Annotated in this window: 24 protein-coding genes; 9 read left to right on the top strand and 15 right to left on the bottom strand. The window is 38.1% G+C overall.

Annotated elements, in window-relative coordinates; all coding sequences use genetic code 11:
- Window positions 1–159 precede the first annotated feature (159 nt).
- From Q0983_RS15765 to Q0983_RS15805, 9 genes are all read right to left on the bottom strand, one after another.
- A complete protein-coding gene (locus Q0983_RS15765; protein ID WP_299555559.1) occupies window positions 160–777 on the bottom strand; it encodes an FRG domain-containing protein in 618 nt (205 codons plus the stop codon).
- Window positions 778–939: 162 nt separating this feature from the next.
- Window positions 940–2,046, bottom strand: a complete 1,107-nt coding sequence (locus tag Q0983_RS15770; protein WP_299555562.1) for an aldose epimerase family protein — start codon at window positions 2,044–2,046, stop codon at window positions 940–942.
- Window positions 2,047–2,415: 369 nt separating this feature from the next.
- The gene (locus tag Q0983_RS15775; protein WP_299555565.1) at window positions 2,416–3,744 is read right to left on the bottom strand and encodes a Gfo/Idh/MocA family oxidoreductase; all 1,329 of its coding nucleotides are present in this window, start codon (window positions 3,742–3,744) and stop codon (window positions 2,416–2,418) included.
- A gap of 17 nt (window positions 3,745–3,761) precedes the next feature.
- Entirely contained in the window at window positions 3,762–4,478 is a 717-nt protein-coding gene (locus tag Q0983_RS15780) for a DUF1080 domain-containing protein (RefSeq protein WP_299555567.1), read from the bottom strand.
- Between the two features lie 237 nt (window positions 4,479–4,715).
- Complete coding sequence (locus Q0983_RS15785) at window positions 4,716–5,192, bottom strand: DUF192 domain-containing protein (RefSeq protein ID WP_299555569.1); 477 nt, start codon at window positions 5,190–5,192, stop codon at window positions 4,716–4,718.
- Window position 5,193: 1 nt separating this feature from the next.
- Window positions 5,194–6,126 (bottom strand): prolipoprotein diacylglyceryl transferase, encoded by a 933-nt coding sequence (lgt, locus tag Q0983_RS15790; protein WP_299555571.1) that lies wholly within the window; start codon window positions 6,124–6,126, stop codon window positions 5,194–5,196.
- Between the two features lie 64 nt (window positions 6,127–6,190).
- Window positions 6,191–7,318: a peptidylprolyl isomerase gene (locus tag Q0983_RS15795; RefSeq protein ID WP_299555573.1), complete on the bottom strand. Its 1,128-nt coding sequence runs from the start codon at window positions 7,316–7,318 to the stop codon at window positions 6,191–6,193.
- A 1-nt stretch (window position 7,319) separates the two neighbouring features.
- Window positions 7,320–7,862, bottom strand: coding sequence for a gliding motility-associated peptidyl-prolyl isomerase GldI (gene gldI / locus Q0983_RS15800; protein WP_299555608.1), 543 nt, complete (start codon window positions 7,860–7,862; stop codon window positions 7,320–7,322).
- Window positions 7,855–8,874, bottom strand: a complete 1,020-nt coding sequence (locus Q0983_RS15805; protein ID WP_299555575.1) for a bifunctional oligoribonuclease/PAP phosphatase NrnA — start codon at window positions 8,872–8,874, stop codon at window positions 7,855–7,857. The genes gldI and Q0983_RS15805 overlap by 8 nt, the downstream gene beginning before the upstream one ends.
- Before the next feature lie 86 nt (window positions 8,875–8,960).
- Between Q0983_RS15805 and Q0983_RS15810 the strand changes: the two genes are divergently transcribed.
- Window positions 8,961–9,380, top strand: coding sequence for a nucleoside-diphosphate kinase (locus Q0983_RS15810; RefSeq protein WP_299555576.1), 420 nt, complete (start codon window positions 8,961–8,963; stop codon window positions 9,378–9,380).
- 95 nt (window positions 9,381–9,475) lie between these two features.
- Here Q0983_RS15810 and Q0983_RS15815 read toward each other — a convergent pair whose 3' ends face one another.
- The 5 genes from Q0983_RS15815 to Q0983_RS15835 form a co-directional block, all read right to left on the bottom strand.
- Window positions 9,476–9,967: a nuclear transport factor 2 family protein gene (locus Q0983_RS15815; RefSeq protein WP_299555578.1), complete on the bottom strand. Its 492-nt coding sequence runs from the start codon at window positions 9,965–9,967 to the stop codon at window positions 9,476–9,478.
- Window positions 9,968–10,090: 123 nt separating this feature from the next.
- Window positions 10,091–10,282: a cold-shock protein gene (locus Q0983_RS15820; protein WP_299555580.1), complete on the bottom strand. Its 192-nt coding sequence runs from the start codon at window positions 10,280–10,282 to the stop codon at window positions 10,091–10,093.
- 160 nt (window positions 10,283–10,442) lie between these two features.
- Window positions 10,443–10,739, bottom strand: a complete 297-nt coding sequence (locus tag Q0983_RS15825; protein WP_299555582.1) for a DUF721 domain-containing protein — start codon at window positions 10,737–10,739, stop codon at window positions 10,443–10,445.
- A gap of 2 nt (window positions 10,740–10,741) precedes the next feature.
- Window positions 10,742–11,422: a mutarotase gene (locus Q0983_RS15830; RefSeq protein WP_299555584.1), complete on the bottom strand. Its 681-nt coding sequence runs from the start codon at window positions 11,420–11,422 to the stop codon at window positions 10,742–10,744.
- The gene (locus Q0983_RS15835; protein ID WP_299555586.1) at window positions 11,419–12,498 is read right to left on the bottom strand and encodes a DNA replication/repair protein RecF; all 1,080 of its coding nucleotides are present in this window, start codon (window positions 12,496–12,498) and stop codon (window positions 11,419–11,421) included. Before Q0983_RS15835 ends, Q0983_RS15830 begins: the two co-directional genes overlap by 4 nt.
- A 127-nt stretch (window positions 12,499–12,625) precedes the next feature.
- On the opposite strand from Q0983_RS15835, the gene Q0983_RS15840 reads away from it, so the two are divergent.
- From Q0983_RS15840 to Q0983_RS15875, 8 genes are all read left to right on the top strand, one after another.
- A complete protein-coding gene (locus Q0983_RS15840; protein WP_299555588.1) occupies window positions 12,626–13,396 on the top strand; it encodes a tetratricopeptide repeat protein in 771 nt (256 codons plus the stop codon).
- A gap of 1 nt (window position 13,397) precedes the next feature.
- Complete coding sequence (gene ribH, locus Q0983_RS15845) at window positions 13,398–13,883, top strand: 6,7-dimethyl-8-ribityllumazine synthase (RefSeq protein ID WP_299555590.1); 486 nt, start codon at window positions 13,398–13,400, stop codon at window positions 13,881–13,883.
- Window positions 13,884–14,209: 326 nt separating this feature from the next.
- Entirely contained in the window at window positions 14,210–14,440 is a 231-nt protein-coding gene (locus tag Q0983_RS15850; RefSeq protein WP_299555592.1) for a hypothetical protein, read from the top strand.
- A 20-nt stretch (window positions 14,441–14,460) separates the two neighbouring features.
- Window positions 14,461–14,742 (top strand): riboflavin synthase subunit beta, encoded by a 282-nt coding sequence (locus Q0983_RS15855; RefSeq protein ID WP_299555594.1) that lies wholly within the window; start codon window positions 14,461–14,463, stop codon window positions 14,740–14,742.
- Window positions 14,743–14,745: 3 nt separating this feature from the next.
- Window positions 14,746–16,608, top strand: coding sequence for a DNA mismatch repair endonuclease MutL (mutL, locus tag Q0983_RS15860; RefSeq protein ID WP_299555596.1), 1,863 nt, complete (start codon window positions 14,746–14,748; stop codon window positions 16,606–16,608).
- 97 nt (window positions 16,609–16,705) lie between these two features.
- A complete protein-coding gene (locus Q0983_RS15865; RefSeq protein ID WP_299555598.1) occupies window positions 16,706–17,455 on the top strand; it encodes a rhomboid family intramembrane serine protease in 750 nt (249 codons plus the stop codon).
- Window positions 17,456–18,304 (top strand): rhomboid family intramembrane serine protease, encoded by an 849-nt coding sequence (locus tag Q0983_RS15870; RefSeq protein ID WP_299555600.1) that lies wholly within the window; start codon window positions 17,456–17,458, stop codon window positions 18,302–18,304.
- Between the two features lie 337 nt (window positions 18,305–18,641).
- Complete coding sequence (locus Q0983_RS15875) at window positions 18,642–19,670, top strand: endonuclease/exonuclease/phosphatase family protein (protein WP_299555602.1); 1,029 nt, start codon at window positions 18,642–18,644, stop codon at window positions 19,668–19,670.
- Here Q0983_RS15875 and Q0983_RS15880 read toward each other — a convergent pair.
- A partial coding sequence (locus Q0983_RS15880; RefSeq protein WP_299555604.1) for a hypothetical protein occupies window positions 19,645–19,865 on the bottom strand: 221 nt, incomplete at its 5' end. The two genes, Q0983_RS15875 and Q0983_RS15880, sit on opposite strands and share 26 nt — an antisense overlap.

The raw sequence follows: 19,865 nt of genomic DNA on the forward strand, positions 1-19,865 counted from the left end.
GCTTATTTCGCCATATAGCGTTTTAATTGTCTTTCATTCGAACATCTGTTATGAGTCGTAGATGCTTCGTACTTAATTCTTTTCGCTAGTCCATCAAGCCCTGGGTAAATAAGTCCATGATGATATCCTAAATCATAAAGTTGGTCCAGAATATCTTTCCTATAATTTTTTATTTATCACTATTAAATCGAAAAGTCCACAATCACTATCTTGTTGATTAAAAGGAACAAAATCCTCTCTTCCTTTCGGAAGTTCATGGATTGTAAAACAACCTGATTGATTGGTAATTCTAGGTGAAACATGGTTAGGAAAAATTATTTCATTTTCTTTTTCTAGAGTTAACCTTCTATCAATTCGCGTACTAACAGGTAGGCAATTATTAGTAGAATGATAACCATAACACCAAACAGCACTAAACTCTACATTTGAGGTATAATTTTCAACTGCAAAGAATAGAGAAACTAGTGGATTTGTTGACCAGTCTAAAAGTCTAGTAGGTAGTCCATGATGCTGAGCTAGTGCCAACAATTCTAATTCATCCTCTGGCTCAAATTCATTAAAAGGTCTGGCTTCTCTTTTGAATACCTTTAACATATATTCTTCGAGGTCGTTCCAGTCAGTAAATGTATTTTTAATGTCAATCCTAAATAAGCTAGGAACTAATTCATATTTTTCATTTCCTTGGCCTCTAAATATCCATTGAGCAATGTGTTGCTGTTCAAAACCTTGAACTACACTTAAAAACTCTGATACTGATTTAATTTCTATTCTGTCCATTTTATTTCAGCTTGCATACAACTTGTTATATGTGGAATAAAGCACTTGTTATCCATTGATAATTTCAGGATAATAGGTATTTATTATTTCACTTTATTCGCAGTCACTAAAGTAGCTGAAAATTTCTACAACACCAAGCGGTGAAAAGTGTCAAATCACAAGTTATTCAACCACACCAAAACCATAGATTACATGCTCTTTATAAGTCTCCCCCGGTTTTAATAAAGTAGTTGGGAAATTGGCCAGGTTAGGGGTGTTGGGTAAATGCTGCGTTTCCAAACAAAACGCCGCATGGGGTTTATAATGAATACCATACTTACCAATAAGCGCTTCACTAATAGCATTCCCGGAATAAAACTGCACACTGGGTTGCGTGGTAGTCACAGTCATGGTTCTCCCGGATTTAGGTTCCACCACTTCAATCACTTTTTTGGCTGCTTTTAAGTCTTTGTTAAACACGTAGCAAAAGTGATAGCCATTGTTGTTAAACTTACCAATGTTATCCCCTATGCTTGTAAGGGCGGTTAAATCCATATCGGTATTTTTAACTGCGGTTAGGTCGCCGGTTGGGATAATGTCTTCATCAATAGTGGTAATATGATCAGCATCGATTTTAATCTGGTGGTCGTAAATCAATTGGTCGGTTCCGGCTAAGTTAAAGTAACTGTGATGTGTCAGGTTTATATGGGTGGTTTTATCGGTTGTGGCTTCAAAATCGATTCGTAAATCGTTGTCGTCTGTTAAGGTATAAGTAACGGTAGCATCTACATTCCCGGGGAAGCCCTCAGAGCCATCTTTGGAATGGTATTTAAAAACAACACCGCTACCCGATTCATTGGAAAATGTGGTGCTTTCCCAAACCGCTTTGTTAAATTCCTGGGCTCCGTGAATATGATGTGCCCCGGCATTCCTGGTAACATGATAGGTGGTAGAATCAATTACAAACGCCCCGTTTCTGATGCGGTTGGCAAACCGTCCAATGGTAGCCCCAAAGCAGGGGTTGTCTGCTACATACTGATCCAGGTTATCAAAACCTAAGACCACATCGGTAAAATTATTGTCCTTGTCAGGAACTAACAACGACGTAAGTATAGCACCGTAATTGGTAAGCTTGGCCTGCGTCCCGTTTTTATTGGTAAGCGTATATAAATACACAGGTTGATTATTGACTTCGCCCCAGTCTTCTGTTTGAATAGTTTCGGGTTTGGAGTTACAACCAAGTAGAAATAGACTAAGGATTAAAATGGGGAACTTGAGCTTACGTTTCATAATGTTTAATTCTTCTTAACGAACTAATTTAAAGAAATCAAAGTGAAAAAGAATGCCCTCTTTATTCAGATATAGAATTTGTATAATATTGTTTTATGGCACTTCGAGTGGTTTTTCGGAATTTTTAACCCTCCGAATCCCGACGGCCCGGGATTCACCTCCCTTTCAAAAAAAGGGAGGAGCCATTTCAGGGGTAGTTTAAATACGCTTCGACAAGCTCAGCGTGACTTAGAAAAGAAAAACCCAACTTCCAACTTCCAACTTCCGTCCTTGGTCATCGGTCTTCCGTCTTGGTTCTTAAATGCATAAAACAAATCTAAAGGAGTGATGTGACCTCAGGAGCATGGCCTGCCTGCGAGAATATCAAGATCAAAACGACCTGTACTCAGCATCCAGAAAGGCATTGGCTTTGTCCTCTTTAAACCTGGCACGCTCACTATCCCAATGTAAGGTCATGTTTGGAAACCTACCTGCAATGACTCCCAGCAGGATAGTCTCAGTCAGTTTAGCGCCGTAGGAGAAGGGTGCACTACAGGTTGCTTTGCCTAAGCAGGCATCTACAAATTGGTGATAATGTTTTTTGCCTTCTTCTTCGTAATTACGAACCGGTGCTCCCAAATCTTTAAACGGGGCCAGGTCTAAATCCTGATACGAACCATCAACAATTAACCTGGGAAGCTCCATAAAATGGGGTAGCAGCAGCCTTCCTTTTTCACCGATGAACATGGCGCCCTGAAGCGGTAGTTTGTCGTTATTGGGTAGTTTCAGATCGCTATGGGCCTTTGGAGCGCCTTTACCATCATACCATACCCATTTTAGGAATTCTGTTGTGTATTTGGTACCGGGGAACTTATAGGTGACCTTATTCTGTTCCGGAAATCCAAACCCATTGGGTTCCCTGCATTCGGTTTTAATGGTCAACGGCACATCCAATGCAAGGGCATTATAGGGGGTGTCAAATATATGGACTCCCATGTCTCCCAATGTCCCACAGCCAAAATCCAAAAGTTTTCGCCAGTTACCGGGATGATAAACGCCTTTTTTATAGGGGTGTTCGGGAGCTGTTCCCAGCCACAGGTTCCAGTCTAAATGTTCAGGAACTGTATCCGCTCCTTCAGGTTCAGGGCCGTCATAGCCCCAGTTTTTAGGCGACCAGGCTCTTACGGTCTTTACTTTGCCTATAATACCGGATTGGATAAGCAATGTGGCTAATTTATAATCGTAAAACGAATGTACCTGGATACCCATTTGTGTGACCAAGTTTTTTTCGGCGGCCAGTTTTTGCATGGCCCTTGCCTCGGTCACATGGTGGGTTAATGGTTTTTGGCAGTATACAGGTTTTTCCATTTGCATAGCCATTAAAGATGCCGGAGCATGGGTGTGATCCGGTGTAGAGACTACAACAGCATCAATACTGTCTTTCAATGTTTCAAGCATGCGCCTGTAATCTTTAAATAAAGCTGCTTTCGGGTATAATTGCCTGGCAGCGTTAAGCGCGTTTGCATCTACATCACAGAGGGCTACCACATCCACCTTGCTATGAGAAGCTATGGCCTTTAAGTCTTCGGCACCCATACCGCCAACACCAATATGGGCGGTTCTTAATCGTTTGGTAGTCAGGGCAGTCCATACGGATTTAGGTAAAAAGAGCAGCGAACCGGTCGCTGTCATTTGCTTTACAAAATGTCTTCTTTTCATGGTGATTCAACGTTCAATTAAAGTTTTTTGATTTTTATATTTCTGAACCAAATAGGGCTGTCATGGTCCTGCAATCCTATATAACCGGTTTTGAATTTACCGTAGTCCGGAAAGTCTTTCCATTTTCCTTTGGCTTTTCGTTGATGCCAATCGTCAGACCAGGGGACAAACTGAAGTATTTTTTCTCCGTTTAACCAATACTCAGCCAATTCCGGAGTAAACCGAATACGGCTTGTATTCCAGGTATCGGCAGGTTTAACAATTTTCTTACTGATATCCGGAACGTACATAGCATAATCCGCACCGGTTTTTTGCCAATCTTCAAGTTTGGCATTGTTGATCGCTTCCCAGTTCAGGTCATCCAATAACTGGTATTCAGGGGCGGTTTCATGCATGGCTTTATATCCTTCCTTGACATGGTAAAACACACCGCTATTGCCTCCCTGAGGAATTTTCCATTCCAAATACAGTTCAAAATTGTCAAACGTTTCTTTAGCATATATAATATCATTACCACCCTTATAGTCTGATTCCAGACGTTTTTCAGTGTCGAATGTTAAGGTACTATCCTTTATGACCCATTTGGGCGGTAAATCACTGCCGTTAAAGGCTCTCCAGCCTTCCGTATTGGTACCGTCAAAGAGGTAGATCCAGTTGTCATTGTCTGATTGCGTTTTTGTTTTACATGCAGATACTAAGGTTGTAAGTGCCAGTATTACGATTAGCTGTTTCATCTGTTTATTTTTATTGTTTTTTATTTGTCAGATGTAATTCGCCATTAAACATTTCGACAAGCTCAATGCAACGCATTTTGGTGGGTATTCCGTTTAGTTATTATGGCTCATTTCATATCATAGTCGTTGTGACTAAAGATATTAATTTTAAGTCATATTATTAACGCGACTATTAGTGGACCGGCCCGATAAATAAAACGTATGGGTATAACCTGAACAGGAAATGCTAAAAAATAACTAGTAAGAAAATTGTATACTATCTCCAACAGAAAGATTCCAGGTGTCAGCTAAACCGGCATTAATTTCCAGGACATATTTAGCCGGAGCGTTAGATGGTAGTGAGCTTTCATCAAAAGGTTTGGCGTTTTTCTGAAAGCTTACAATGCTTTTGTTTTCATCAATGAAGATAATATCCAAAGGGATCTTGGTGTTCCTCATATAGAAAGAGCGATGGGATACATCGTCAAAAACAAATAACATCCCCTGGTTGGTTTCCATGGAATTTCGATACATCAAACCGGTTTGGACATCAAAATCGGTATCGGCAATTTCAATATCTAATGTGACTGTTGAAGAGTCGGTCTTGATCTTGTGAATGGTAAGTTCGCCTTCCTTTTTAAAGGTTACTTCTGTTTGTTTTATAACCTTTTTGTCCTCTTTACAAGCGATAAAGCTAAGTATGAGCAAACCGTAAAAAAAGGATTTAAACTGCATGTTATTTGACAGCCGATTTCGGTTTATATGAAAACATAAAATACAGGCCAATAAGAATGAACGGTATGCTTAACCATTGTCCGGTATTCAGATTGAACCAGTTAATATATTCTTCGCCCTGAGGTTCTTTGAAGAATTCTACAAAGAAACGCACGGTCCAGAGTAAGATCAAAAACAAGCCGAATAAGAACCCGGTCTGGTCTCTTTTAGGTGTTCTAGAATAGACATACCACAAAATTAAGAATACAAAGATGTAACAAAACGATTCGTATAATTGCGCCGGATGGCGGTAGGGTACCTTTTCTAACAGGGCTGCAAATTGCGGATTACCAGTTACGGCATCATAAGCTTTTTGTACATCGGGAATGCCCGTGAGTTGTATGATCTCACTTTTATAGTATTCATCCTGGACAAAACGAACTCCCAAAGGAAAATCACCCGATACTTTTCCAATGATTTCAGAATTTATGAAATTCCCGATTCTGATAAATATGGCCCCGGACGCTACTGAAATAACAACCCTATCTAAAACCCCAAGTAACGGCTTGAATTTATACTTCCTTTGATATAAATACATACCGATAATAACACCAATAGCAGCACCATGGCTTGCCAATCCCTGGAAACCGGTAAATTCAAAACCGCCTTTGAACTTAAAAGGCAGGAAAATACTAAAAAAGTCCTGGCTAATAAGTTCCGATTGGTAAAACAGTACATGTCCTAAACGTGCCCCGATCATGGTAGCCAAAACCGTGTAAATAAACAAAGGGTCTAAATAGCTTAACGGTATTTTTTCCCTGGTAAAAATACGTTTCATGATATACCAGCCAATGACAAAAGCAATGACCCACATGAGGCTGTAAAAATGTAATTTAAAGTTGCCTACAATATCAATACCTGTTATGGGGTTCCAATCAAATTTTAATGCGTGCATGCCGGTCATTTTACGGTGTAAATATAAGTGTTTACTGTAACTTAAGTGTTAAAAATATGTTGGATTATTTCACGAGTTCCAGGATCTCAACTTCAAAAATAAGATTTGATTTTGGCGGGATGCCTCTGTTCCCTGCTTCGCCATAAGCCAAATGGTAAGGTAGGAATAAAGTAGCTTTATCACCCACACTTAACTGTTGTAATCCTTCTTTAAACCCGGGAATCATTTGGGCATCCGGCCCGATATCGGCGGTTATGGGCTGATACCCGTTGGCATCTCTTCGCCTTTCATTAACAACATCCAGAGATTCCGCTATTTCAAGGCTACTGGTTTCAAGTAGTTTTCCGTTTTCAAAATACACGGCGTAGTGCACTTTTACTAAAGCTTCTACAGGTAGTTTCTTGCCGGCTCCGGCTTCTGAAATAAAATATTGTAAACCGGAAGGCAGTGTAATAGCTTCGGCTTGCTGCTTATCAAATTTTTCTTTGGACGCCTTTATAATAGCTTCTGCTTTTTCTTTAGCTGCTTTTTGTTTGCGTTCTTCTTCTGCAAAGTGTTTAATAAAAATATCGGGCGCATCAAAATCTTTAGCGCCTTTACCTTTTCTGATAATGTTTACTTCCTGAAGCATAACAGTTTCCAGAGGTCTATCATCCTCATCGGTTTCTACATTGGAAATGCTGTCCTGAATTTCGGCACCGGATACCAGTTCGCCAAAAACACTATACCGATTATTGAGGTCCGGCCGGGGCACTTCGGTTATATAAAACTGACTTCCATTGGTGTTAGGGCCTCCGTTGGCCATAGCCAAAACGCCCGGTTTGTCATGATTCAGGTCCGGGTGAAACTCATTCTTAAATCGATATCCCGGATTGCCCAGTCCGTTTGCCAAAGGATCACCGCCCTGGATCATGAATTTATCAATTACCCTGTGGAATATAAGGCCATTATAAAACTTCTTGCCTTTGTAGAGACTATCAACCATGGTATTGGTACCTTCGGCCAACGACACAAAATTGGCTACCGTGACCGGCACTTTATCGTAGGCTAATTTGGCTAACATCTTACCCTTTGTAGTTACAAATTCAGCATATAAACCGTCTTCAAGATCGGGATATTGTGCTTTACATGAGGTGAAAATTATTAGGGAAACTAGAAAAACGAATTTGATACAATGCCTGAAATATGTCATTTTAATGATCTTGTTTTGGGGTAATAGCGTTTACCGTAACTTCACAAATTAAGGGGGTGTTGGTACCGATCTTATTTTCATCGCCATAGTAACCATAGGCTTTTTGTGACGGGAAAAGAAAGGTTACCGTTTCACCGGTTTTCATCAGCTTTAAGCCCTCACGCAAACCTGTAAAAAGTGCTTCCTGATCCATCGCATAGTTTTGTGTTTTAATATCGGCTTTCGAATAGATGAGGCTGCCGTTCAATGCTTTTACATTGTAGTTGTAGTTTACAATATCTCCAAAGGCAGGCGTTTTCAAGGTGTCTGATTCCACTTTAGTATTGTAATAATACCAAAATCCACTTTCTGAGGCTATATAGTTTTGATTATTCTGCTGCATAATGGTTTCAATAGCAGCTTGTTCCTTGGCATTCAGGGCTTTGTTCCTGGCTGCGGATTCATTTATAAAAGAACCGGATTTTGAGGAGACAGGCCTTCTGGCTTCCGGTGTTTTGCAACCAAATACCAGTAACAACAGGGCCAGGGGTAGTAATTTATACATCATTCAGGGCGTTATTATAAGCGGGTAAGATACTAATAAATTTTTCAACGGTTTTTTTTAAGGACGAATAACTCTTTCCGCCCGCCGCATTGGTATGCCCGCCGCCGTTAAAATGAGCACGGGACATTTCGTTAACCGAGAAATTACCTTTAGAACGAAGCGATATTTTAATGATGCCTTCCTGTTTGTCTTCAATAAAAATAGCAGCCAGAACAACACCTTCCAATGATAGTCCATAGTTCACCACACCTTCCGTATCACCTTTGGTGAAGTTATAGGTGTTCAATTCATCTTGAGATAAAGTAATATAAGCGGCTCGGGATTCCGGGATCACCTTTAAATTATTGAGTGCGCAACCTAAAAGTTGAAGCCTGTTATAACTATTGGTATCGTAAACATTATTATGGATTTGGGCATTATTAGCACCTTTTTCAATAAGATCGGCTACAATTCTGTGCGTAGTACTGGTGGTTGATAAAAACCTGAACGATCCGGTATCCGTCATGATGCCTGCATACAGGCAGGTCGCAATATTGGCGTCAATTAGATCCAAGTCATTCAACATATCAATAAAATGATAGATCATTTCACAGGTGGAACTCATGCTAACATCACTAAACATATATGTGGCATAATCATCAGGAGCCTGGTGATGGTCTATCATTATTTTTAGGGCTTTACTTTCGGAAAGCACTGTTTCCATATTACCGGTTCTGTGAAATGCGTTGAAATCCAGGGTGAAAATAATATCGGCATCGTTTACTAGGTCTTCACATGCTTTGGTTTGCGAGTCATGTTTTAAAATAGTGTTTTCACCGGGCATCCATTTTAAAAAACCCGGATAGTCATTTGGTGTTAAAACTTGTGCCTGATGATCTCCTTTTAGCAGGTAATGGTATAAGCCGAGGGTAGAACCAATAGCATCTCCATCAGGATTTTTATGTGGTACAATCACTATCTTTTTTGGGGCAGATAATAACTGCTTTATACTGTCAATATCTTGTTTATTCATAGACGACGAATATACAATTTTTTAAAATTGGAATGTTTGGGTTTCAATAGAAATACATTACTTTTGCGCCAAATTAAAATAATATAATGGCAACAAACAGAACATTTACAATGCTTAAGCCGGATGCTGTTGAGAAAGGACACATTGGGGCAATATTAGAAAAGATTTCAGCTTCAGGATTTAGAATTGTAGCTATGAAGTTAACGCAAATGACAAAAGCAGATGCTGAAACGTTTTACGCAATTCATAACGAGCGTCCGTTTTTTGGTGAGTTGGTTGAGTATATGACTCGCGGCCCCATAGTAGCAGCTATCCTGGAAAAGGATAACGCTGTTGAAGATTTTAGAACCTTGATTGGTGCTACAAATCCTGCTGACGCGGCTGAGGGCACCATAAGAAAATTATATGCCGAATCTATAAGCCAAAATGCCATTCACGGAAGTGATAGTGATGAGAATGCCGCTATTGAAGGTGCGTTCCATTTTTCAGGTAGAGAGCAGTTTTAGTTTATAAAATTTAACAGATGTTAAAAATCCCGCAACCTGGTTGCGGGATTTTTTTGTGATGTCCTAATCTTTTGGAACTTCGTCGTATTGTTATTTTAGGGGCTTTTGTGATCATAACTCAGAACCCGAGACATCTTCCATGCGTTATCTTTTAATATCCACAGGTGCGTGAATTTTGCTAAACCGTCTTTGTATTCCGGTTTATCTTTTTCGGTTATAAAGAACGCATGGTCTCCGGATATGATGGCGCCATAGTTGCTCATTGGATATATTCTAATGCTTCCCGGAATAACCTCACGCCTCAATTTATAGTGTTCCGTGTTGGAACAAAGTCCGTTTTTAAGATTTGTCATAAAGGCATTAATGCCATTAGTTATTCCTGCTTTATCATGATAAAACTCCAGGTCATCAGCAATGTATCTTTTTATGATATTAAAGTCACATGTATTGAAACCCTTCCAAAATATACTGTCGTGATAGGTGATGATAGCTTCAATATCCAGTTTTGAATTGGTTTGATTTTGGGAATTTAATGTTGAAACGAAAAGAGCCGTCAGTGAACATAATAATATTGTTCTTTTGATCATTTGATTTGTTTTGATTGATGCCTGTTACATTAAGACGACTTCTCCCGGAAATGGTTACAAAAAAGCCCGCAACTTGGTTGCGGGCTTTTTTTAATTTGTAAATAAAAAGTGAAATAATATATATTAAATTACCTTTACGTTTACTGCGTTTAAACCTTTTCTACCTTCCTGTAGATCGAATTCAACTTCATCACCTTCTTTAATCTCGTCAATCAATCCAGAAATGTGAACAAAATGTTCTTTGTTTGAACCTTCTTCTGTAATGAACCCATAACCTTTAGAGTCATTAAAGAATTTAACTGTTCCTTTACTCATTTTTAAAATATTAAATTATTACTGTGGCTAAGTTAATGTTTAAAAGTGTTGTATATCATTAAATTACAATTAATTTTTAATAAAATTTGGAGTTGAGCTTTTAAACCCTTTAAAACCGGGCGTTGATAGAAGTTTGAGAAATAAAAAAATAGAGTGGTTTCTATCTCAAAATTAGTTTTTTAATAATGTTTTTCCCCAGTTCCTCATTGAGCATGTCTATGATCTTTTGTTTGCCATAGCCTAATTCTTCACGTAAAACACTGGAACTTAACTGAACATATAGCGTGTCTCTTTGCAGATTGATCGAAGTAGTATAATTATTAACGCCGTTGCCCATAAGTTTTGCCCAGGCCTCCGCAACATTAACTTTATCCAGGCCTTTTTCCAGGTTATTGGCTTCTACAAATTCTTTTAAAGCCTCTTTTATGCTGATATGTTCGTTATGGCGTTTTGGCATGCCTACAGGTGAAATTCAAACAGTTTTTTTACTAATGCTTCTCTTTGATACCAGTCATTATAAACCAATTCCAGAGCATTCACATCAAAAGTACCAAAATTATGAGTTCTGTGGGCTTTAACGGCCTTTAAAAATTCGTGTTTATCATTTAGATGTTCTCTAAAGCGAACAACGGTGGCATGTGCAGTTTTTATGGTATACCGTTTGTCAATAGACTGTAATAAACCAGTGTTTTTAAATGCGTTTCTCAGATGATCTCTCAAAATATTTAAGGATGCATCACTTGTAAAGCCCTGAACCATTAAGCCCGTAGGAGATGCTGTAATACCTCTGAAATTAATTGAGAAATTATTAATACGCAACAGGCATTTATGAATGACATCAATATAATCCTGAATATGGATATGGTCTAATTTAAAACCATTAAAGCATGATATAATAGACATGACGGTAATGTGGATGTCGCTACTTTCATAGTAATACTGATTAGGTTCCAGGGTTTTGATTTTACTTATAAACCGCTGAATGTGCTCTTTGATATGGTCAGGTGGTCTTATAAGTAAAGTAATTCCAAATCTGTTGTCTGAGGGATCATCGATCAAATGATCTATGGTATATTGATCTTTTTTAATGAGTTCTACAGAGGTATCGTATAGATCGTCATAATGTGCCTTTAGATTCATAGCTTGAAGATCTCATAAGATTGATGCACCTGTTTTACGGCATTTTCGGTCCGCTCGGCATGCGTATCACTTATGAACAATTGACCGAAATTTTCGTTATCCACTAATTTAATGATCTGAGCTACACGCTGCTCGTCTAACTTGTCAAAAATATCATCCAGCAGTAAAATAGGGTTCACACCGCTTTGGGCCTTTATAAAATCGAATTGTGCCAGTTTCAATGCAATTAAAAACGATTTTTGTTGCCCCTGACTGCCAAATTTTTTAATGGGATGTCCTTCAATGTTAAAGTGCAGGTCGTCTTTATGAATACCAACACTGGTGTATTGTAAGGCCTTATCCTTATTCAGGGCATTTTCTAAAAGGGTGTTCAAATCATCTTCAAACAAATGACTGTGATACACTAAATCTACATTTTCTTTGCCATTGCTGATGGCATTATACCGTTCCTTAAAAATAGGAATGAATGCTTTTAAAAAGGCATCCCGTTTTTCAAAAATAAGGGTTCCGTATTCTGTTAACTGATCGTTATAAATCTCTAAAGTATCTCCGTTGAACGTATGATTTAATGCAAAATATTTTAAAAGTGCATTGCGCTGCGCCAATATTTTATTGTAATTAATTAAATGGCTCAAATAGGTTTTATCGCTTTGCGAAATCACACTATCAATAAACTTGCGTCGGGTATCACTGCCTTCAATAATCAGGTTTCTGTCGGCCGGAGAAATAATAACCAGAGGTAAAAAACCGATATGCTCACTGAATTTCTCGTAAGCTTTCCCGTTTCGTTTAATCACTTTTTTTTGGCCTCGCTTCAGGCTGACAACTATCTTTTCGGTTTTTTCATCTTTGTCATATTCGCCATTGACAACATAAAAATCTTCACCGTGTTTTATGTTTTGAGTGGCCACCGGATTAAAATAGCTTTTGCCAAAAGACAGATGATAAATAGCATCCAGAACATTGGTTTTTCCAATGCCATTATTACCAACAATACAGTTAATCTTTTCGTTGAAATCGAACGATCTGCTATCGAAATTTTTATAGTTGAGTAATGAGAGCGATTTTAAAATCATACTGCCAAATGCAATTTAAAGTCGGTTTTAGTGGAAAAAGAAGTGCAAATTATTGAAAAATATCAAATAAATAGCCCTTTAGTTATGAAGAAAAATTATATTTTTGCGGCGCATTAATTTATAATATATGGCAACGTACAAGAAGAGAGGCTATAAACCAAAAACGAAGGTAGAAAAGCAACAGAATATAGAAGAGGGATCTACAACGGCTGAGGTTTTTGATACGCTTGATGAGACGGCTTCAAAAACAGAGGCTTTTGTAGAGAAAAACCAAAAGTATATTTTTATCATTATAGGCGTTGTAGCTGCTGTGGTTCTGGGCACCATGGGTTATAAAGAATACATTGCAAAGCCTAAACAAACAGCTGCTATGAACGATATGTTCCAGGCGCAAAAATACTTTGATGAAGCTCAAACAGGAGTTGCAAAAGATTCGTTATACAACTTAGCGCTAAACGGTGGTGAGGGTAAATTTGGCATGTTGGATATTATTAGTGAGTACGGTGGAACTGATGCTGCTAATTTGGCCAGTTACTATGCGGGAACCGCTTATTTAAGATTGAAGGATTACAAAAATGCGGTAGAGCACTTAAGCAATTTTAAAAGTGATGACGAGATTTTAGCACCCTTAGCCAAAGGAAATATTGGTGATGCCTTTGTGCAGTTGAATCAGCCGGAAGACGCCCTGGATTATTATGAGCAAGCGGCTAACATGCGTGATAATGAATTTACAACCCCCATGTATTTATACAAGGCGGGAACTGTAGCTTTAGAGTTGGGAAATCCGGATAAGGCACTGTCTTATTTTGAAAGAATTAAGACAGAGTATCCTAAGGCTACCGAAGCTTCAAACATTGATGTGTTTATAGGAAAAGCTCAAGTTTTAGCCAATAAATAATATGGCCACTGAAAATAAAAATTTATCGGACTACGATAAAGCCACAATCCCAAACGCGAGTAAATTTCGGTTTGGGATTGTTGTTTCTGAATGGAATGATACCATTACCGAGGCTCTTTATCAAGGGGCTTATGATGCTTTGGTAGATAATGGTACCTTACCAAATAATATTATCCGTTGGGATGTTCCTGGGAGCTTTGAGCTTATTTACGGGTGTAAAAAAATGCAGGAACAAATGGTAAATGTGGTGATTGCCATTGGAAGCGTTATTCAGGGAGAAACCAAACATTTCGATTTTGTTTGTGAAGCGGTGTCACAAGGGATAAAAGACCTCAATGTAACCCGTGAAACACCCGTGATTTTCTGTGTGCTTACCGATAATACCTTAGAACAGGCTCAGGCGCGTTCCGGAGGAAAACACGGTAACAAAGGTACCGAAGCCGCTATTGCCGCCATTAAAATGGCAGAACTACGTAAAAACAGTTAACAGTATTTTGTCCCGGTTTACAGTTTCAAACTTCTAGCTTCTGTCTTCTGTCCCCGGTCTTTGACCTTCGGTTTTTGAGCTTTACTTTGTTAACAATTTTTGGCTTTTCAAACGCTTAACTCTATCTATTTTTGATTATTTTTGAAGTTAATACCATTTAATAATTGAAATCACTGGTGTAAATCTGTTCTTTTTCATTTATACTTCAAAATAAAATGAAACCGTAGCTAAGGCTATGCTTTAATTTTCTTTATTGTCTAAATAAAAAATATCCAAATTTCCATCTCAGTGGTTCCAAATAATAAATGATATAAGCATTGTTAGATTTGTTCAAACAAAGAAAAAATAAAAGATTTAACTATCAACCCAGGTTTTCAAAAGAAGATCAAACGCATGCCGATTCCGAAGAAAGTCCTGAAAAGGAGTTTATTTCCAGATGGAAAGCTACCCGGGAAGGTAAGCGTAAAGTGAAAGGCGTGATGCCCATAAGAACCTTAATTTTGGCTTTGGTATTATTATTGATCCTTATGTATGTATTAGAAAAAAAATACATGTAACTCAAAAAAACTTAGAAATTATGGGGCTTTTAAAATTACGTAAGAACAAAAAGTTTAGTTATTCACCTCGTTATTATAAAGGTGAAGGGAATCCGTATGAAATTAAACATAAGTTTGATGAGCACAGGACTACTGTTGGTAATAATTCCGGTTTGAAAACTAAATTTAATAATGCCATAAACGATTACAAGTATAATCCAAATAAAGAAGCAAATAAACGTGTGCTAATTATAGTGGCGGTTTTAGTTTTAATTTTCTTGTTTATTATTGGGTTTGATTTATCTATTTTCTTTTCTAAATAATACATGGCAGACATCATACAGCTTTTACCTGATCATGTTGCAAACCAAATTGCCGCCGGAGAAGTTGTACAACGTCCGGCTTCCGTAGTAAAGGAGTTGCTTGAAAATGCTATTGATGCAGGGGCTTCAACTATAAAACTTATTATTAAAGATGCCGGTAAAACCTTAATCCAGGTGATCGATGACGGTAAGGGGATGAGTATTACCGATGCCCGATTAAGTTTTGAACGCCATGCTACTTCTAAAATAAGAACTGCAGACGATCTGTTTCAATTAGATACCAAAGGCTTTCGCGGTGAGGCGTTGGCAAGTATTGCCGCTATTGCCCATGTAGAGTTAAAGACCAAACAAGGACAAGATGATGTTGGTACCGCCATTGTTATTGAAGGCAGTGAAGTGGTATCGCAAGAAGTCGTTGTAACGCCTAAAGGCACCTCGGTTTCTGTAAAGAACTTGTTTTTTAATATTCCGGCACGTCGCAATTTTTTAAAATCGAATGCTGTAGAACTGCGCCACATTATTGACGAATTTCACCGGGTGGCTTTAGTGCATTGCGACATCCATTTTGCCATGTATAATAATGGCAGCGAAACGTTTAATTTACCGGTTAGTAATTACAGGCAACGTATTGTAAATATTTTTGGTACCAAGACCAATGAGAAATTAGTGCCGGTCAATGAAGACACCGAAGTGCTTAAAATTTCCGGGTTTGTAGGTAAACCGGAGTTTGCCAAAAAGACCAGAGGTGAGCAGTATTTTTTTGTAAACAACCGGTTTATAAAAAGTGCTTACTTAAATCATGCTATCGCTTCAGCGTTTGACGGTCTGTTGAAAAGCGGAACACATGCAAGCTATTTTTTGAGTTTGACAGTAGACCCTCAAACCATTGATATCAACATCCATCCCACAAAAACAGAGATAAAGTTTGACGATGAACATACCTTGTATGCCTTGTTACGATCAGCAGTTAAGCATAGTTTGGGGCAGTTCAATATAGCGCCTGTTTTGGATTTTGACAGAGATTCCAGCCTTGATACGCCTTACCATTTTGATAAGAAGGCAACCAGTACACCGACTATTGAGGTGGACAGAAGTTTCAATCCGTTTAAGGAAGAAACCAGGTCTGGAGGAGGTACTTCAACTAAACATGTATCCTTTAAAAAAGAACCGGCTGCCAATTGGGAAAGCCTGTATGTAGGCTTAGAATCCAAGGGTAACAAGGGGCATCAGGATTTTAGTGAAGTTCATTTTGAAAGTGAAGAAACCACTGCTTCCGTTTTTGCAGATGATAAAGCGGTTGAACAAATTCATACCACCTACCAGCTTCATAATAAATATATAGTAAGTACCATTAAATCAGGGATGCTGGTCATAGACCAACACAGAGCCCATCAACGTATATTGTATGAGGATTTCCTGAAGCATATGACCATCAAGGAAGCTGTGAGCCAACAATTATTGTTTCCGCTTCAGTTACATTTTTCTGTTCAGGAAATACAGATCTTAAACCAGTTAAAAGAAGATCTGGAACATACGGGTTTTGTGTTTTCTAACGTTTTAGAGGAGTCGGTTGAGATTACCGGCGTGCCCGTTAGTGTACCCGAAAGTGAAGTATCCATCATTTTAGAACAACTTATCAGTGATGTTGAAAATGAAGTGCCGGATGCTCATTTTAGTGCTACCGATTTACTGGCGAAATCCATGGCAAAAAGTTTAGCTATTAAAACGGGGCAAGCCTTACAGAAGGATGAGCAGGAACACCTGGTCAACAAATTATTTGCCTGTAAAGAACCTAGTGTGTCACCTACTAATAAGGCAACATTCATCACGATGAGTGTTGATGAACTGGATAAAAAATTTATTTAAAACTAAGATTGAAGGCAGGATAAAAGATTAAATTTTAAGATACTGTCACCTTGAGCGCAGTCGAAAGGTTTCAATTGTTTAAAGAGAAAATTAAAATATGATGCGAATTTCAGAAACCGTTAAACACTTGCTAATCATTAATGTGATTATGTTTATCGGTACCGTAGCGATAGGAGAAGGTGTTTTGTTTTATGATTGGTTCGCTATGCATTTCCCGAAGAATGAAGCTTTCAAACCCTGGCAAATAATAACACACATGTTTATGCATGGCAGCCCAATGCATTTGTTTTTTAACATGTTTGCACTTTGGATGTTTGGGTCACCGGTAGAACAGGCTTTAGGGTCTAAGCGATTCCTGTTTATTTACTTTTCTGCCGGTTTAGGAGCGGTCGCTATGCAGGTTGGGTATTATTATTTTCAATATTTACCGACCTATGATTCTTTATTAGGATCAGGGTTGTCTTCGGATCAAATCATACAAATGTTATCAACCAATAAAGTAATTGAAGGCACTTCCCAGGCTCAATTTTCTCAATTGCAACATATATTTCCGATTTTTAATGCCTCCATGGTTGGTGCATCGGGTTGTTTAATGGGCATCATGGCAGCCTTCGGGATGATGAACCCCAATGCGGAATTAATGTTAATATTTTTACCAATTCCAATCAAGGCCAAGTACTTTATTCCGGGAATTATTGCATTAGATTTGATCTCCGGTATTAGCGGGCAATCTATTTTCGGATATGGTAATATTGCCCATTTCGCTCACGTTGGAGGCGCTGTTACCGGATTTTTAATTATGTGGTACTGGAAGAAAACGCAGTTTAACAGAAATAGGTGGTATTAAATGACAACGCTTGGTCAGGATATAAAGGATAAGTTAAAGCGGCTTAATGTTTTAGAGAGGATTATAGTCGTTAACGCGGTAGTTTTTATAATTGAAAAGTTATTCAGGCTAAATCTGGAATGGTTCAAACTACCCAGTGATTTTTCAGATGTTATTTTAAAACCCTGGAGCATTATTACTTATGCCTTTTTGCATGGCGATGTATTACATATCCTTTTTAATATGCTCTGGCTGTATTTTATCGGACGCATGATTTTAAATCTCTTTAGCCCTAAAATGGCCTTAAATATTTACTTCCTTGGAGCCATTTGTGGCGGATTGTTGTTTATGCTGGGTTATCAACTTTTTCCGGATTTTTTTGGTGTTAATTCAACCTTGGTTGGCGCATCGGCAGCGGTGCGAGCTTTATTGATTTTCCTGTGTGCCTACATGCCTAACCAGGAGGTTCGGTTTTTTACTATCAGACTTAAACTTTGGTATATAGCCGCGGCCATAGTGGTTTTAGATGTTATCGGCTTATCAGGAAATAATTCAGGAGGACATTTAGCGCATTTAGGCGGCGCCTTATTGGGATACCTTTATGCTAAACAGTTGACCAAAGGAAAAGATATAGGCAAGGGGTTTGAACGTTTTATGGACGCCCTGGTCGGTATGTTTAAGTCTTCTAAGAAAAGCCCGTTAAAAACAGTTCATAAAAAGAAAAGTAAAGTAGGGGGGTATACTAAAACCGAATTTAACGAGTTTAATAACCAGAAAAAAATTGATGTTATCCTTGATAAAATAAGTAAGAGTGGTTATGACAGTTTAACTGCCGAGGAAAAAGACTTTCTGTTTAGAGCGGGGAAATAGTGTTTGTTGGCGGAAGCTGGAAGACGAAAGACAGAAGCTAGAAGCAATGTATGAGTAAGTTCAAATTTGAAAATTTAACATAGAAACAACTGTCAACGGCAGCACGCCTTATAACCTAAGAATTATCAATACAAGATAGAATAAAATAATGAATGTTCGTATCAATCATAAACGCAACTGTCACCCTGAATTTATTTCAGGGTCTCATTGTACGACATGGATTTGCTAATTATGAGATGCTGAATCGAGTTCAGCATGACAAAAATTCAATTTTATGTCAAAAAAACGACATTCAAAAAAAATATATTGTTATTTATCTTTTCACGGTCTTTAAACAATGAAAAGTTTGAACTTTTTAAATAAAATTATCTACTTCATTAATATTGTTGTTGCGTTTGCGCTACTCTTTTCATACATACTGCCGTTTTTACCGCCAAAAACATTTGCCGTTTTATCGGTGCTCAATTTGGGCGTTTCGTTTTTGATCATACTGAATATTTTATTTGCTACTTATTGGTTAATAAGGCTGAAAAGACAATTTGTTCTGTCGTTCTTAGTATTGTTTATCGGTTACTTGTCATACGGATCCTTATATAAATTTTCCACTTCAAAGGAAGTAGAACATAGTGGGAATTTTAAGGTGATGAATTACAACGTCAGGTTGTTCAATTTATATGATTGGATTAAGGAAGATGCGGTTGAAACCAAAATTGTAGACTTTATAAAAACCCAAGCTCCTGATGTTTTAAGCGTTCAGGAATACCATCCACATAAGAATATTGATCTGTCGTTTTTTAAACACAAATTCGAAAAATTATCCGGAAAAAAAACAAAATACGGACAAGCCATTTTTTCTCAATTTCCCATTGTAAATTCCGGCTCCATTGAATTTCCCGATACCGGTAACAATGCTATTTTCGCAGATGTTGTAAAAGGAAACGATACGATCAGGGTTTACAATATTCACCTCGAGTCTTTGCGTATTAGTGCCGACGTTGAAGACCTTAAAAATGAAGACTCGGAACGATTGCTTAAAAGAGTTGGTTCTACTTTTAAAATGCAGCAGTTTCAAACCGAATTATTTTTAATGCATAAAAAACAATGTAAGCACAACATGGTGATCTGTGGCGATTTTAACAATACCGCTTTTTCGTATGTGTACCGAAAAATTAAAGGCGATCTACAAGATACTTTTAAAGCAGCGGGAAGTGGTTTTGGACGTACTTATGACTTCAAATTTTTTCCGGTTAGAATTGATTTTATTTTCGCAGATGAAGCGTTTAGTGTCAATGGATTTGAATCTTACACAGAACCTTATTCGGATCATTTTCCCATTATGACTACGTTGTCATTAAGAGATGAATAGAGTCTGCCTTATACCCACATCTGTAGAACCAGGGCGCTCGCTTAAGCTGCGCCATAGCCTCCATCTTATGTTTCAATCGTAAATAACCCAAATTGCCAAAATAATTGGGATAAAAACCCCTCTTTCTTCCGATTTTAAGAAAATCGAAATTCATTCTCCCCTTAAATTTAAGGGGAGAGCCAAGGAAAGGGAGGT

The organism is Seonamhaeicola sp. (assembly GCF_028281565.1).
GTDB lineage: Bacteria > Bacteroidota > Bacteroidia > Flavobacteriales > Flavobacteriaceae > Seonamhaeicola.

Excerpts from the sequence above, each read along its gene's own strand:
- Q0983_RS15825 (WP_299555582.1), bottom strand. The coding sequence starts at position 10,739 with ATGCCAAAACGCCATAACGAACATATCAGCATAAAAGAGGCTTTAAAA.
- Q0983_RS15795 (WP_299555573.1), bottom strand. The coding sequence starts at position 7,318 with ATGACATATTTCAGGCATTGTATCAAATTCGTTTTTCTAGTTTCCCTA.
- mutL (WP_299555596.1), top strand. The coding sequence starts at position 14,746 with ATGGCAGACATCATACAGCTTTTACCTGATCATGTTGCAAACCAAATT.
- Q0983_RS15805 (WP_299555575.1), bottom strand. The coding sequence starts at position 8,874 with ATGAATAAACAAGATATTGACAGTATAAAGCAGTTATTATCTGCCCCA.
- Q0983_RS15785 (WP_299555569.1), bottom strand. The coding sequence starts at position 5,192 with ATGCAGTTTAAATCCTTTTTTTACGGTTTGCTCATACTTAGCTTTATC.
- lgt (WP_299555571.1), bottom strand. The coding sequence starts at position 6,126 with ATGCACGCATTAAAATTTGATTGGAACCCCATAACAGGTATTGATATT.
- gldI (WP_299555608.1), bottom strand. The coding sequence starts at position 7,862 with ATGTATAAATTACTACCCCTGGCCCTGTTGTTACTGGTATTTGGTTGC.
- Q0983_RS15815 (WP_299555578.1), bottom strand. The coding sequence starts at position 9,967 with ATGATCAAAAGAACAATATTATTATGTTCACTGACGGCTCTTTTCGTT.
- Q0983_RS15765 (WP_299555559.1), bottom strand. The coding sequence starts at position 777 with ATGGACAGAATAGAAATTAAATCAGTATCAGAGTTTTTAAGTGTAGTT.
- Q0983_RS15810 (WP_299555576.1), top strand. The coding sequence starts at position 8,961 with ATGGCAACAAACAGAACATTTACAATGCTTAAGCCGGATGCTGTTGAG.
- Q0983_RS15870 (WP_299555600.1), top strand. The coding sequence starts at position 17,456 with ATGACAACGCTTGGTCAGGATATAAAGGATAAGTTAAAGCGGCTTAAT.
- Q0983_RS15855 (WP_299555594.1), top strand. The coding sequence starts at position 14,461 with ATGGGGCTTTTAAAATTACGTAAGAACAAAAAGTTTAGTTATTCACCT.
- Q0983_RS15820 (WP_299555580.1), bottom strand. The coding sequence starts at position 10,282 with ATGAGTAAAGGAACAGTTAAATTCTTTAATGACTCTAAAGGTTATGGG.
- Q0983_RS15775 (WP_299555565.1), bottom strand. The coding sequence starts at position 3,744 with ATGAAAAGAAGACATTTTGTAAAGCAAATGACAGCGACCGGTTCGCTG.
- Q0983_RS15865 (WP_299555598.1), top strand. The coding sequence starts at position 16,706 with ATGATGCGAATTTCAGAAACCGTTAAACACTTGCTAATCATTAATGTG.
- Q0983_RS15780 (WP_299555567.1), bottom strand. The coding sequence starts at position 4,478 with ATGAAACAGCTAATCGTAATACTGGCACTTACAACCTTAGTATCTGCA.
- Q0983_RS15835 (WP_299555586.1), bottom strand. The coding sequence starts at position 12,498 with ATGATTTTAAAATCGCTCTCATTACTCAACTATAAAAATTTCGATAGC.
- Q0983_RS15770 (WP_299555562.1), bottom strand. The coding sequence starts at position 2,046 with ATGAAACGTAAGCTCAAGTTCCCCATTTTAATCCTTAGTCTATTTCTA.
- Q0983_RS15875 (WP_299555602.1), top strand. The coding sequence starts at position 18,642 with ATGAAAAGTTTGAACTTTTTAAATAAAATTATCTACTTCATTAATATT.
- Q0983_RS15830 (WP_299555584.1), bottom strand. The coding sequence starts at position 11,422 with ATGAATCTAAAGGCACATTATGACGATCTATACGATACCTCTGTAGAA.
- ribH (WP_299555590.1), top strand. The coding sequence starts at position 13,398 with ATGGCCACTGAAAATAAAAATTTATCGGACTACGATAAAGCCACAATC.
- Q0983_RS15840 (WP_299555588.1), top strand. The coding sequence starts at position 12,626 with ATGGCAACGTACAAGAAGAGAGGCTATAAACCAAAAACGAAGGTAGAA.